This is a genomic window from Puniceicoccus vermicola (genome assembly GCF_014230055.1).
Classification (GTDB): domain Bacteria; phylum Verrucomicrobiota; class Verrucomicrobiia; order Opitutales; family Puniceicoccaceae; genus Puniceicoccus; species Puniceicoccus vermicola.
In genome coordinates this window covers 23291-37449 of sequence record NZ_JACHVA010000140.1, presented here as the reverse complement: position 1 = coordinate 37449, position 14159 = coordinate 23291, and the positions used below count along the sequence as shown (strand labels likewise).

General features: G+C 57.1%; 11 protein-coding genes and 1 tRNA gene. 6 read left to right on the top strand and 6 right to left on the bottom strand.

Going from position 1 to position 14159, the window contains the following annotated elements; genetic code table 11:
• The 3 genes from H5P30_RS20930 to H5P30_RS20920 form a co-directional block, all read left to right on the top strand.
• Positions 1-925: IS3 family transposase (locus tag H5P30_RS20930; protein WP_185690928.1), on the top strand; the 925-nt coding region annotated here is incomplete at its 5' end.
• 1016 nt (positions 926-1941) lie between these two features.
• On the top strand, positions 1942-2682 hold the full coding sequence (locus tag H5P30_RS20925; RefSeq protein ID WP_185694869.1) for an alpha/beta hydrolase: 741 nt from the start codon (positions 1942-1944) through the stop codon (positions 2680-2682).
• 583 nt (positions 2683-3265) lie between these two features.
• A tRNA-Pro gene (locus H5P30_RS20920) sits at positions 3266-3342 on the top strand.
• Between the two features lie 19 nt (positions 3343-3361).
• Here the strand turns inward: H5P30_RS20920 and H5P30_RS20915 are convergent.
• Both H5P30_RS20915 and H5P30_RS20910 read right to left on the bottom strand, forming a co-directional pair.
• A complete protein-coding gene (locus tag H5P30_RS20915) occupies positions 3362-5455 on the bottom strand; it encodes a tetratricopeptide repeat protein (RefSeq protein ID WP_185694868.1) in 2094 nt (697 codons plus the stop codon).
• Positions 5439-6764 (bottom strand): DUF3142 domain-containing protein, encoded by a 1326-nt coding sequence (locus H5P30_RS20910; protein WP_185694867.1) that lies wholly within the window; start codon positions 6762-6764, stop codon positions 5439-5441. The genes H5P30_RS20915 and H5P30_RS20910 overlap by 17 nt, the downstream gene beginning before the upstream one ends.
• A gap of 189 nt (positions 6765-6953) precedes the next feature.
• Between H5P30_RS20910 and H5P30_RS20905 the strand changes: the two genes are divergently transcribed.
• Positions 6954-7766 (top strand): DUF432 domain-containing protein, encoded by an 813-nt coding sequence (locus H5P30_RS20905; RefSeq protein WP_185694866.1) that lies wholly within the window; start codon positions 6954-6956, stop codon positions 7764-7766.
• Between the two features lie 9 nt (positions 7767-7775).
• Positions 7776-8663: a mechanosensitive ion channel family protein gene (locus H5P30_RS20900; RefSeq protein WP_185694865.1), complete on the top strand. Its 888-nt coding sequence runs from the start codon at positions 7776-7778 to the stop codon at positions 8661-8663.
• A 270-nt stretch (positions 8664-8933) separates the two neighbouring features.
• Here H5P30_RS20900 and H5P30_RS20895 read toward each other — a convergent pair whose 3' ends face one another.
• Entirely contained in the window at positions 8934-9272 is a 339-nt protein-coding gene (locus tag H5P30_RS20895) for a hypothetical protein (protein ID WP_185694864.1), read from the bottom strand.
• A 398-nt stretch (positions 9273-9670) separates the two neighbouring features.
• On the opposite strand from H5P30_RS20895, the gene H5P30_RS20890 reads away from it, so the two are divergent.
• Positions 9671-10258 (top strand): peptidylprolyl isomerase, encoded by a 588-nt coding sequence (locus tag H5P30_RS20890; RefSeq protein ID WP_185694863.1) that lies wholly within the window; start codon positions 9671-9673, stop codon positions 10256-10258.
• A 952-nt stretch (positions 10259-11210) separates the two neighbouring features.
• Here the strand turns inward: H5P30_RS20890 and H5P30_RS20885 are convergent.
• The 3 genes from H5P30_RS20885 to H5P30_RS20875 all read right to left on the bottom strand — a co-directional run bounded on the left by H5P30_RS20885 (position 11211) and on the right by H5P30_RS20875 (position 14007).
• Positions 11211-11720, bottom strand: coding sequence for a hypothetical protein (locus H5P30_RS20885; protein ID WP_185694862.1), 510 nt, complete (start codon positions 11718-11720; stop codon positions 11211-11213).
• Positions 11721-11821: 101 nt separating this feature from the next.
• On the bottom strand, positions 11822-13060 hold the full coding sequence (locus H5P30_RS20880) for a hypothetical protein (protein ID WP_185694861.1): 1239 nt from the start codon (positions 13058-13060) through the stop codon (positions 11822-11824).
• Between the two features lie 2 nt (positions 13061-13062).
• Positions 13063-14007, bottom strand: coding sequence for a hypothetical protein (locus H5P30_RS20875; protein WP_185694860.1), 945 nt, complete (start codon positions 14005-14007; stop codon positions 13063-13065).
• Positions 14008-14159 lie beyond the last annotated feature (152 nt).

Genomic DNA, 14159 nt, shown 5'->3' with positions numbered 1-14159 from the left:
TAAAAAAAGCCGCGAGCATACTGGCAGAGGACCCGCATCTGGGTATGCGATGATCGAGGCAATGCGGAAAGACTACTCAGTATGCGAGCTTTGTGGGGCTCTGGGACTGTCCCGGAGCGGATTTTACGCCTGGGATACCCGGAAAGTTGCTCCTGGGCCTCGGGCTGTCGAGAACCAGCGCATAGTCGCCGAAATAAAAACGATTCATGCCGACCGTCACATGCGCTGCTACGGCAGTCCGAGAATCACCCCGGAACTTGCCGAGCGCGGCTTGCCCTGTGGCGAGAACCGGGTAGCGCGCCTGATGCGAAAAGAGGGCTTACGAGGGAAGCTCCGTAGGCCTTGGCGACCAAAGACAACGAAAACCGATTCGAAGGCTTCTCCTTCTCCTAACCTTTTGAAAAAGGAGCCTGCGCCCACCAAGCCCGGTGAGCAACTCGTTGCCGACATTACCTATATCCCCACCGAAGAGGGTTGGATGTATCTGTCGGTTGTCATGGACCTGTTCTCCCGTCTCATCCTTGGATGGAATCTCTCCTGCTCTCTCTCGGCCGAACAAACTGTCCGGGCAATCGACCAAGCCCGTCTGAGACTACCGATCCATCCCACTGCGATCTTCCACTCCGATAGAGGTTGCCAGTATACCAGCGGGCCCCTTCGAACCGCTCTGGGAAAATGGAAACAAAGCATGAGCGCCAAGGGATACTGCTACGACAACGCCTTCGCCGAGAGCTGTTTCGCCTCCTTTAAAACCGAGATGCTTCCCGACTCCGGTTGCTTCCATAACAAAAAACAAGCCCACTGCGCCATCTTCGACTACATCGAATGCTTCTACAATCGCCGGCGAAGACACAGCTCTTTAGGAATGATCTCGCCTCAACGATACCTTGAACAATATTACAATCTACAACCACAACTTAACTAGCCGAAAACTGTCCACTTTTTCGGGGGAAGACCAGTGGTGCCGAGCGGAGCAGGCGCGATTGGGGGCAGCTGGAGCGACTCCCCTACAAGACGCAGACTCCTAAGTTCAGCCAATTGGCATTTTTTCAGCGCTTTGCTACTGATAGGCGAGGTTCTAGCAGTCCGGTGGGGATGTCCGCTCAGACGCGTCGGCAGCTCAAGCAGCCGGTCCTTGGGCAAGTAGCCGCTCAGCTTTAGCTGCGCGGTCCAGCGGTTGCGAAAGGCTCTACCGAGGTGCTGAGCGTAGCAGGCGCGATGGGGGCAGCTGAAGCTACTCCCCTACAAGATGCAGACTCCTAACTTCAGCCGATTGGCATTTTTCAGCGCTTTGCTACTGATGGGCGAGGTTCTAGCAGTCCGGCAGGGATGCCCGCTCAGACGCGTCGGCAGCTTAAGCAGCCGGTCCTGGCAAGTAGCCGCTCAGCTTCAGCTGCGCGGTCCTGTGGTTGCGTAAGGTTCTCCCAAGGTGCCGAGCGGAGCAGGCGCGATTGGGGGCAGCTGAAGCGACTCCCCTACAAAATGCAGACTCCCAACTTCAGCCGATTGGCATTTTTTCAGTGCTTTGCTACTGATAGACGAGATTTCGGGAGTCCGGTGGGGATGCCCGCTCAGACGCGTCGGCAGCTCAAGCAGACGGTCCTGTGGAAGTAGCCGCTCAGCTTTAGCTGCGCGGTCCAGCGGTTGCGAAAGGTTCTCCCAAGGTGCCGAGCGAAGCAGGCGCGATGGGGGCAGCTGAAGCGACTCCCCTACACGATGCAGCCGCGCCTTCCTGCGATCACAGGAGCGACTCCCCATGCCCGCCGTGTCGATCACACATCGACCCCTGCTCGGCAAATTTCCCGAAATTCTTGCGAAATCGAGTTCACCCGAATAAGGTCAGTCGTCCAAAACTGGAAAATTCCGGTTTCAACAGGGACTGGGCGGGGTCGAAAATTCCTACCTCGTCCAAATGACTTTTAACGAACGAGCCAAACACTCATGAAATTCGAAATCAAAAACTCTTCGGGCGAGAAGCTCGACTGCGCCTACGAAGCCGGGAACCCGGAAAAGCATAAGAGCGAATTCCTGGTCGTCATGGGCCACGGGGTCACGGCGAACAAGGATCGGCCGATCCTGACCGAGACCGCCAAGGCGATTAACATCGCCGGATTCGACACGCTGCGCTTTTCCTTTGCCGGAAACGGGGAGTCCGAGGGTGATTTCCGCGACGCCACCATTTCCAAGGAGGTGGCCGACCTCGGCGCTGTTCTCGATACGGCCAGCAAAGGGAAGAAAATTATCTACGTCGGGCACAGCATGGGCGGGGCCGTGGGGGTCCTCCGGACGGCCATGGATTCCCGCATCGTCGGACTCATCTCCCTGGCCGGAATGGTGAACACCAAAAAGTTCGCCGAAACCGAGTTTGGCGAAGAAACTCCGGATGAAGGATTCATGTGGGAGGACGAAGACTGCCCCCTGTCCTCGGCGTACATGAAGGACCTCTGCGAGACCATCGTCACCGTAGCCCCCATGGCCGAGACCATCTCCGTCCCCTGGCTCCTCGTCCACGGCACCGCCGACGACGTGGTCCAACCAGAGGATTCCGAAGAAATCAAATCCCTCCGCGGAGACGACGTCGAGCTCGTCAAAATTGAAGGCGGCGACCACATGATGAACGAGCCAGAGCACCTCTCCCAGACCACGGCCGCCGTAGCGGACTGGATCACCAGGAATTTTTAGCGGGGATAGCTCCAGGTAGGGGCGCAGCTTCAGCTGCCCCCATGGCGTTCGTTCCGGACGGCACCTCAGAAAGACCTTCCGCAACCACAGGACCGCGCAGCTAAAGCTGAGCGGCTACTTGCCCAAGGACCGGCTGCTTGAGCTGCCGACACGTTGGATCGGCAGCCCCCAAGTGTCCGTCCGAAATCTCTCGCCAAACGCCACCAACTCAGCCGTTTGATGCCGCGCCTCGACACATGAACTCCCTAAACCCTTCCGCGCCAAAGGCGCACGAACTCTTGAGCCTAGGGCAGCGCCCTAGGTTTCGGGATTCTCGTCATCCTTAGCCCTGAAAGGGCGTAACCCGTTGCCGCGGAAATGGAGTTCGGGAACTGTAGGGAGTTGCGCACCTTCAGGACTCTGGATTTTCCGGGGTTGTGGGAATCCCGGGGCGTTGCCTCGGGCCCAGGAGTCGAGCACCGTTGCTGCAGAGATATTGGACGAGATCATTTCCGCCCCAGGGCCTCCCGAGTCACCACCCGAAAAACCCGGATTTTTTCGTTTGATCTTCCTCCCGGCTTTCCCTTTTCTCTCCTCTTTGGCTCGGGCCGTGGCGCAGTTTGGTAGCGCACTACACTGGGGGTGTAGGGGTCGCTGGTTCAAATCCAGTCGGCCCGACCAAAATTTTCTCTTTTTACGGCTACTCGCCGGAATCCGACATTGGGTCGGTTGGGAGATTTTTGGGAAACCAGCGCAGGGCATCGGCTTCCACGGCTAAGGGAATCTCGGGATTGCGGCGAACGAGGGCTTTGTAGAATCGGTCGGCTGCCTCGGGATCGCGGTTCATGAGCCAGCGTCCGCTTTGCCAGAGAATCTGGGCGGTGAGGGGATCATTGTCGGGGAGGAGTTGGCTCGCCTGCCAGCCGTAGTCCGCAGCGGTGTATCGATAGTGAAACCGTTGGTCCGGTTTTGGGGCCGAATTTTCGATGATTTCGCTCCGATCCGCAAAAACCTCTCCCAGTAGGGAAGACGTGATGCCTCTTTCGGGCGAGCTCGCGGCGGGACGCTTATAATCGGCTTCATAGACAAACCAGTCGGGGTCGAGTTCTGTACCCATGAGTTCGAGGCCGCGTAACCGCACCAGTTGAGCGAGCGCCCAATAGGCTTCGGCGCGGGCGCGGGGTGAAATTTCCGGATTTTCGGTCTGGTTCTGCAGTTGATCCATCCCCTGGGCCAAGTTTTTCACCTCCAGTTTGTCCTGACCGTCTCGGAAGATTCCCCAACGGGTTTCGGGGAAATAGGGAAGAGCCTCTGAGAGGCGACCTTCACGGGTCAATCGGCGGGCGAGCAGATAGCGCAGACGTTCGGGCGGTGTGTATTCGGAGTGATCTAGGTCTTCTTCGGAAATGTCGGTGGCCGGATAGTAGAGGTTAACGCACGCGAGAAGCTCGTCCGTGGTGAGCACGCGTTCGGCGAGAAAGGCGGCGTCCTCCCAATAGTAGGGGAGAAGGGTCCGAAGCGCTTCCTGATAGTCGCGACGCTTGAGGTGGATCAATCCCAACTCACCGGGTACTCGGTTTTTGGGGTCCCCTTTGAGTAGAAAAGGATCTTGGGCGCCTGGTTGTGGGGCCATGATGAATACAAGAAGATCGTCGGATTCTTCGTTCCGGAGAATTCGAATGGCCTCGGAGTAATACTGGGAGGCTTCGTCAAAATTTCCTCGCGCCAAGGCGAGCTTCGCGGAGAGCCATTGGTGAGCGAGAGTCGTGGGAGGGCTGAGGGCACACCATTGCTGGGCCTCTTCCAATTCACCGGCTTGATAGGCGATGAGAGCGAGCTGGACAATCGATTGTGGATCGGAGTCCTCGAAATTTTGCAGGATGGCAAGCCAGCGAAGCCGGGTGTTTTGGATCGCATCATCCGGGTCACTGACTGCCGGATAGGAGCCGATCCATGCACTCATCAGTCGACGGATCTGCGGATCGCGGGCATGGCGTGAAAGGGTTTTGTCACTCTGTTGGAAGGCGAGGCGGGTGCTCCACTCGAGGGAGGGGATATCTTCGACGCCGGACGCATTGCCCTGGAGGTAGAGTTTGAGCGCGGTGTCGAATTCTTTTTCCAGGAAGTAAGTGCGGGCCTCCCAACCGAAACTGGTGGCGGCGAGGCAGAGAGGATCCGGAAAGCCGTTGGCGGCGGCCCGTCGGGTTTCTTGAAAATGGGATCGGGCGTACTCCGGGTCGAATTCCTGGGTGCTGCGTCCGAGCATGTAGTGCGCCCAGACCAGACGTTCCCGATAGCCAGCGGGCTTCTCCTGAAGAAGAGATTCCCACGCAGCGCGGGCAAGATCGAGGCGGGCGGGGCGACGGTGCCAGTAGTAGGCTCCCCGGAGATATTGAACGAAGGCGGGAGGGAGGAGGTCGGTGACCTCGTTGAAAGGCTCCGCGTCCCCGTCGACTGATTCGGCGAATTCGTCATCGCCCGAAACGATCTGGCGGGCCATTTGGTAGGCGGCGATGGCTTCTTCCTCGTCTTCGGCGGAGGCCCCAATTTCGGCGAGGTAGCGTTTCAGACCTAGGAGCTCGGCGGTTTCCTGATCGATGGCCTCAAACGAGAACGGCGAAGGCGTCTCCTCGATTATGGGGGCGGCCTCAATGGAGAAGATCAGTGATGGCGCGGTGGACCAGGCGTCTTCTCCTTCGTCGAGTAGCCAAGCGTCGAACCAGGGACCACAGGCGTGGGCCCCGAGAGCGATAAGGAACGACAGGAGTGGAAAAAGTTTAGGGAGTGGTGGCATAGGAAAGAGTGAGGGAAGTTGCGATACGGGGGGATGGCGACAGGCGGAGCCAAGCAATGGGACGGATTTCGCCCGGGCGGAGAGGTGGTGTCGATCGAGAGCGGGAGAGGCTCATTGAGTGGGACTGATCCCAGATAAAGCCGTTCCATCCGTCTCCGGCCAAGAAGTTTGCGGGTGGGACATTCGTATCGATCGAGGCGGGTGCGGGTTCGTTGGTTTCGCCCGCATTGCGGAGAAAAATCTGGGTCAGGCCCTGTTCGTCGGTGGAGGCATAGACCGTTAGCTGGTTTTCGGGAGGTCTTCCGTTTCTCACGGCTCGAAGAGTTTCGATGGGCCAGTTCCATCGGTCCTGGGAGGTCGGGAGGCGGAACCAAGAGATCCCGGTAAGACCCGGTGGAGGGGATGCCTGCCAATCCCGGACCAATCTGGCCAGAGCCTCTGGGTCGGAGGCGAGGCGAACAACCTGACGGCTCTCGCTGAAGGATTCCGGCAGCGTGCCCTCTGAGGCGAGGCGAACAAACTGGCCCTCTTCGTCGAAGAGGAGAGCGTAGGCGTATGTGGGCAGGGCGACGCGGAACGGCACTCCCAGACGGCTGGCTCTCTGCACGGCCCGCCGGGCTTCCTCGGGATCACAGAGCGGGGGGATCGCGTTCCGCGATTCCGGACGTCGAAAGGAATGCACTTGGAGGACGTAGCCGTCGGAGGCTTTGGCGAGATCGCGGAAATCGGGATCCGGCAGCCAAGTGGGTAGAGCGGTGAAAATCAGTGGAGTCGGGGCAATGGCCTCGCGAATCGCGGCGAGACGGTCCCGGTAGTTTTCGAGGGCTGAGGTAGGTGCATCGAAGTCGATCTGGAACTCGCGCGGTTCGAGTCCCGCTTCGCGCCATTCCTTGAGGAGGTCGATGGACAGTTCGACGAGGAACCTCTGAGTTTCCGGGCCGCTGGAGATTTCCGCGTCCATCGATCCCAGGCGGAGGACTGGTGTGAAAGATCCGTTCAGCCTGCTCAGTTCTGAGAACGGCAGAGAGGGGCGGGAGATTTTCGGCTCGGCATTCCGCCAGCGAACTTCGGCTGCGAGGAGAGCCAGATTCTCCCACGAATCCGCCTCCTCCTGTATAGCCTTGAGGACAGGGTCGGTCCACGCCCGTTGCCAGACATAGACCTCTTGCGTGAGAGGTGATCCGTTTCGCCTTGTCGCTTCCTCGCGGGTGCATCTGGTGGCGAAGAGAAGCAACCCAGCGATGAGAATCAATCCGGCATATTTTTGTCCGCAAGGGGAAAGGACCGAACTGAAAAGGGGAGAGGGCACCGGAAAACCATCCAAGTTTTCGGGAAAGTTGCCAATCCCGATCTGGGAAGGCTATCGGTTTCCGCTGAGAAAATTACTCTTTTCCGAGAGAGGACAGAGTTCGTGCGGGTGCCATCCCCCGCCATGGAGTCGCCCTTGCTATTGTCTGGGGTTTGCGATGAGATTTTTGGCAACACTGATTCACTGCCCATGGAACCTAATTCGCCCGAATTGCCGAAAGAAACGACTGCCGGAGGAAACCTTCCGGTGGAAGGAGTTTGGAATCCTCGTCACCTCGAGGATGGAGATTCGGTCCATTGGCAATGTGGGCCGATGCGGATTCATGCCCGCCGGAGCGATCAGGACTGGTCATTGGTCAGCCGAACGATCAACGACAACCTGGAGAAAGCGCGGGACCCGGAGGTTACCTCGGCCGACTGGACCTACTGGCCTCTCGGGCGCGGTGAATCGGTGATCCGGTTTCGGCCGGTGCTGCCCGATCGTCCTCTGGTGGTGAAGCCGGAAAATCCGCTCATGATTCCGGTCTCCGTCAAAGTTTCATTTTACATCAGCATTCCGGTCTCGGTCGAAGTGCTGGCGGGGAAAGACGACGGAACGGCGTTACCGCTTTCGATTTTTCCGTCACTCCGGCTCTCCGATACCTGGTTTGGTTCCCGGTCGGATGGATCCCTCTGTTATGCTCTCAAGACTCCGGCACGGCGGCGGCTCGAGGATGTTGCCCGCGAAGAGCATCTCGCCATTTGTCCGGTGCTCGTCGTCAACGACTCGGATGAGACGCTCCAGTGTGAGATGATCAATGTGGACGGCAAGTTCCTGGAATTGTATCTCGGTTCGGATGGTCTTTGGACCAACCCCGTCAAAGTGAGATACAACGGGCGGGAGGCGGTCAGCCAAGTCGATTTCGACTACAATCCCCCGCAGAATTCGCCCAATCCCGTCCGCGTGGCCGAGGCAAGGGAGCGCCCGCAGCGCGGTTTCTTTCGCAAAACTTTCCGCTTTTAGGATCTCACCATGTTGTCCTCATTCTACGGATTCACTCTTGCTGCTGTCGCCGAAACGGCATCAACCACTTCGCACGTCACGCGATTTTCTTTCGAGAACAGCCTCCGCGTATTTCTCATCCTCGCGATCGGAATTCCCGTCCTCTATTTCTTGGCGCGGCTCCTCGGTCGGGTTATCGAGAAACGTTTCGGACCGCATTTCGGCCAGATCGGTCGGAAGTGTATTTTCTACGGAGGCATCCTCCTCCTCGGCTCGACGATTCTCATGCAGCTGGGCTTCAAGCTCGGGGCGGTTCTCGGAGCGGCCGGCATCCTGACCGTCGCCATCGGATTTGCGGCGCAGACCAGTCTTTCGAATCTGATCTCAGGAATCTTCATTCTCGGGGAAAAGGCCTTCGAAGTCGGCGACCTCGTCCGGATCAACGGCACCCTTGGTTCGATTGATTCCATCGACCTCATGTCGGTAAAGCTACGCACTCCGGACAACCTCTACGTGCGGGTTCCCCACGAGGAGATCATCAAAAGCCAGTTTACCAACATCACCAAATTCCCCATCCGCCGTATGGACATCGTCGTCGGTGTGGCCTATCGTGAAACGCTGGAGGATGTCATCCGGGTGCTCAAAGAAATCGCCGACCACAATCCCTATTCGCTGGATGAGCCGGCGCCGATCGTTCTCGTGAAAGATTTTATGAGCTCCTCAATCGATCTCATGCTCGGGATGTGGTTTGAGAAATCCAATTTCCTCAACCTCAAGAATTCGGTCATGCATGACATCCATGAGCGCTTCAAAGCCGAAGACATCGAAATTCCATTCCCGCACATCACCGTCTATTCCGGATCCGAGATGGAAGCCTTCCCCTTGGAAATGCGAGGAAAAGACCGCCCAGAGGCGTAGTCAGCCCTCCAGGGGTTGGGCCAAAGTAGCCGCTCAGCTTTAGCTGCGCGGTCCGGTGGTTTCGGAAGGTCCTTCCGTGGTTCCGAGCGGAGCAGGCGCGATGGGGGCAGCTGAAGCTACTCCCCTACACAATGCAGATTCCCAATTTCAGCCGATCGGCATTTTTTCAGCGATTTGCTACTGATGGGCGAGATTCCGGCGGTCCGGCGGGGATGCCCGCTCAGACGCATCGGCAGCTGAAGCAGTCGGTCCGAAGGTAGCCGCTCAGCTTTAGCTGCGCGGTCCGGTGGTTTCGGAAGGTTCTTCCGTGGTGCCGAGCGGAGCGGGCGCGATTGGGGGTAGCTGAAGCGACTCCCCTACACAATGCAGATTCCCAACTTCAGCCGATCGGCATTTTTTCAGCGCTATGCTACTGATGGGCGAGATTCCAGCAGTCCGGCGGGGATGCCCGCTCAGACGCATCGGCAGCTGAAGCAGTCGGTCCTTGGGAAGGTAGCCGCTCAGCTTTAGCTGCGCGGTCCGGCGGTTGCGGAAGGTCTTCCGTGGTGCCGAGCGGAGCAGGCGCGATGGGGGCAGCTGAAGCGACTCCCCTACACAATGCAGATTCACAACTTCAGCCGATTGTCATTTTTTCAGCGCATTGCTACTGATGGGCGAGATTCGGGTAGTCCGACAGAGACTTCCGCTCAGACGGGTCGGCAGCTTAAGCAGTCGGTCCTTGGGAAGGTAGCCGCTCAGCTTTAGCTGCACGGTCCGGCGGTTTCAGTAGTTTATTGGCCTCTCGCACCGGGCGAAGAATAACGATTGCCATTCCTGAGTGAGATGAGAATGGCCGCGACAAGGCGCAAAATCCGCAGAAAGGAAAATACGACTCCTTTGGCACGGAGCCCAGCAATCAGGCAATTCATGTCCACACCTTTTGATTGCCAAGGTTGAAAAGATAGTGCGTCGTTTCAGTCTCTCATCATTCTGAGAAACCAAACTGCTCTCTGATGCCCACTTTTACCATGAAGATTAAAATTCTCCTCCTCTCCATTCTAAGTTTGGCTGCCAGCCTCTCACTCACCGCCTCGCCATCCGAGGAAGACCTTTCCACGGTCGCAGCGGAATGGAAGGAGAAGGAGCCGATGACCGTCGTCTTCGAGACGACTCAAGGGGATGTGGAGATCGAGCTCATGCCATCGGTCGCACCTCTGGCCGTAGCGAATTTCGTGACCCACATCGAGGAGGGCTACTACGACGGCCTGACCTTTCATCGGGTGATTCCCGGATTTATGATTCAAGGGGGCGATCCACAAGGTTCCGGCCGGGGTGGGGAATCAATCTGGGGCAAACCCTTTCCGGATGAATTCTCGCCGGAGGTTCGTTTTAACGAAAAGGGATTGCTGGCGATGGCGAACGCCGGCCCGGAAACGAACGGCAGTCAGTTCTTCATTACGACCAGCACCCCCCAATACCTGAACGACAAACACACCATCTTTGGTAAAGTGACCAGCGGCTACGAAACCGTTGTGGCCATCGGGAACGTCAAGACGGGTTGGGGGAACAAACCCGTCGAGGATCAAAAGATCATCAAAGCCTATGTGAAGGACTAGCCTTTGGTTTCTTCTTGCCGAAAAGCGGGGGAAGGAAGACTTTGCGTCTTCAGGGCTCTACGAGGGGCGGGGCCGTCCGCGAAAAGGCGCGAAAACCCTCAAAAAGGTGAGGCCAGTTTTCCGTAGTCGCAGGACATCCCGCTTTCCAAATCGAAGACTGAACTTCGAATCCTGGTATTTGAGGGGCTTGAATCCAAAGTAGCCGCTCAGCTTCAGCTGCGCGGTTTGCGGTTGCGGAAGGTCTTCCCCAGGTTCCGAGCGGAGCAGACGCGATGGGGGCAGCTGAAGCTACTCCCCTACAGGATGTATCCTTCGAGATTCAGCCGTGCAGTATTTCTATGGCGATCTGCAACCGATGAGCGGGAGATTCTGACAGCTTTGATAGACTTCCGCTCAGACGCGTCGGAATCTTAAGCAGCCGGTCCTAAAGTAGCCGCTCAGCTTTAGCTGCGCGGTTTGGGGTTTCGGGAGGTCTTCCCCGGTTACCGATCGGAGTAGGCGCGATTGGGGGCAGCTGAAGCTACTCCCCTACAAGATGTATCCTTGGAGATTCAGCAGTGCAGCATTTTTATGGCGATCTGCTACCGATGGGTGGGAGATTCTGACAGCCTTGATAGACTTCCGTTCAGACATGTCGGCAGCTTAAGCAGCCAGTCCGAAAGTAGCCGCTCAGCTTTAGCTGCGCGGTTTGGGGTTTCGGGAGGTCTTCCCCGGTTACCGATCGGAGTAGGCGCGATTGGGGGCAGCTGAAGCTACTCCCCTACAGGATGTATCCTTCGAGATTCAGCCGTGCAGTATTTCTATGGCGATCTGCAACCGATGGGCGGGAGATTCTGACAGCCTTGATAGACTTCCGTTCAGACATGTCGGCAGCTTAAGCAGCCAGTCCGAAAGTAGCCGCTCAGCTTTAGCTACGCGATTTGATGGATATTTTCAGGGTTTAATGGAGATCTTAATATTTTGCGTTCGACCCCTTTTTGCTCCCTCCCCTTTTTGCTCCCTCGGGAGCATCTCGGACCATCCCATCTTCGCTGTCATTGAGCCAGCGTCGTAACTTGGGTAGGGACAAGCCCAGGATGCGAGCGGCGTCTGGAAGGGGGTAAATGCCTGTGCCAAGGGTGCTGAACATATGAGGTTTTGACGAATGTGAATGAACGCCTGCACAGCATTTTTCGCAAGCGAATAGTTGATCGCTTTTCCGGTCTGTCTGCGAATCGGTACAGGCCAGGGTCAATCCAAAGGGGTCGTTTCTGGGAGAGTCATGGATTTTTATATCCCCGGTGTCGGCAGTCTTGTTGGGAGAATTCTCTCCAGACCTTTGGAAGGGCCCGAGAGGCAGATTGGGCCGAAGCAAGTGGTTGATGTCGCTGCGCTCGGTATCGACTACCACATTCAACTTGTAAGGGTTGGCGCTGCTGTGCGGAATCGCGAATGCCGCGCAGTGCAGTTCGACCGCGGACATCGCTGAATGTCGAGGAAACTGGCGTCAGGAAACAGTGAAGATTCGGTGGGTGTCCCGGAAGCGCCAATTCTCTCTAACTCAGGGGCGGCGGTTCTTCGTGGTCAGGCCTGGAGTAGTCCAAAGTCGAAGAACGATTCCGGAGGGTGTGATTCCTGCCAGCACTTCTGTTCGGTAGCTTTTTTGATTGGTTTGGGTCGGTCGTCGTCGGGAAGTACGCCAGCCGTCTCCATGCGGGATCGCATGCCCCGCAGCGTGGGATAGTTGTTTATGAGCGCTGCGGCGCGTGGGTGGAAGGCAGATAATTCACCTTTTTCGATGGCTAGGCACTTCAGGGCGTAGAGGATCTCCGCCGCCTGATCGTAGGCCTTTGCCTGTTTGCGCTCGATGAGTTCTGGAACTTTGTCCCACATCGCCTGGGATTCGTACTCGAGTCTTTCAAAGTAGGCGCACCGCCTCGCGGCTTGTTCGTCCGCTTCTTTTTGCCGACGGGTGGCGCTCAGCTTTTCGGCGGAACGGTCAATGCTTGAGAATGTCGCCTCGATGGTTGGCTCGGTCATCCCAGGTCCCGTTCGCTTCGGACTGAAGCCCTTTAGCTCGCGAATCAGATCCGAGCGGACGGTGTGTGGGTCCTCGACCAGTAGACGCTCCAAATAGCACCTTGCCGGTCCGGTTCCGAGCTTGGGCAAATATTTCGCATATGGATCGCTTGTCGGTGGAGTTGACAAGGGAGTTGCCGGTGTCGGATTCAACTGCGCCGCCGCTTCTACCAGATCCTTGCGGAGGTCGATGAACTCGATGAGCGCCTCGTGCTCGCGCCCGAGGTCGCCCAGGCCACAAGGTAGGGGCAGAGGACCGTCACTGCTGCTCAGATAACGAGCTTGCAGCGCGAGCAGGCAAAGCGCGCGCTCGTCGCCGCCGAGAAGGGCGTGGTAGAGTTCGATGAAGGGCGCGTAAAACCGGTCGCTGTCCTCCGAAATATCGTAATAGCCGAAATCTCCGTAATTTTCGTCGAACTGGGCGAGGACGATCACATCGCCTGTTTCCCGAATCGTCAGCAGGTCGCCGACCGCGTACGCGGCCAGACGTTTTACATTCACCCGGTCGGCATCGAAGCGAAATGCGAGGGTTTGCGAGCCCCAGTTGGCGTGGTAAATGAGCACGTCGAACCAGCGTTCTAGAACCTGCACCGGATCGTGCTTGAAATCACCGTAGTGGTAGTCGACGAATGCGCTATGCGCGCCGACCCGTATATGAGAAGAAAGCTGCTCAACCGCATCCAGATCGGCACCCGAAAGCGGGCCTTCGGCCCGCCCGAAGTAGTAGGCTTGGTATTCGCTCACGCTTATTCAGCTTGCTCGTCAAACCGGATGTATTGCTCGAATAGTGGACTGATCCGAACCTTTCCCGGTTTTGGGAAATGACTCTCATCGGTCCATTGGATCTCCAACAAGCCCCATCCATGCAAGGGACGCAGAAAATAGCGTTCGAGAACGCTGCCCGCAGTCATGAACGCTTGTTGGTTCAGATGGCGTTGTAAATTATCCAGAGTCAATGGATGCAAGATCTTCTTGGGAAGCACGTCTGCCTCGATCCAATGACGCGCCTTCAGGTAAAGCGGGTAGAGTAAAAAACCAATCTCGTGTTGGATCCAATCCACGTCGATCCCGTAAGGATAGAGATAGCCGATATTGTATTTGCGGAAATACGTATCGAAGAGGCGGGTGAACAGTGCACCGGCTTTCGCTTCTTCGAGGAAGGATTGGTGTTTTTTCGCCACACGGATGATACCCTTTCGTTTGACGAGGAGGCCCGCTGCGCTGGCAACGATACGCGCCTCATGCAGTTGACGGAAGTCCGTTTCGTTGAGGACTTTGTTGTAGCGAAGCAAGTGCTCCTTTTCTTCGGGCTCCAGAAGGGGATCGACCATCGCTTCGACGAATTTGCGAACGAAGTTCCCCGAGGGGGTCGCTTTGATCCCGTCGGCCTCCCGCACGGCGAGCAGCACGTTGCGAATATCATTAAAGATCCTCGAGTGCTTCAGACTTTTCAGGGGCAGCTGGGAATTCAATTTAATTGGCGAGCCGGGCGTATTCCATTGGTGGCGCAGGGCGTGGCACATCGCCGGCGAGTAGCCTTGGAGCTCCGCCTGAGGTGTGTGGTTATATTGATCGGCCTGCGCTCGTAGCGCTTCGTCTATAGCGGCCAGATCGCCGTCCGGGCCATCCGCCATTTTCGTTTCGAGTTTGCGGCGTAGATCTTCAGGGGAGTTGTCGTTGAATTGGACCATAGCGATCGGCTGTTCGGCTGTTATATCTCTTTAAAGAGTGTTTTCAAGAAAGACGTAACCTGCTGGCAACTTATCTGCATTTTTCCTTTTTCCGGGGTTTTTGGCTGCGTAGTAGAGTTGCTTACCTGTTTTGGTCTTATATGAAAACGAAA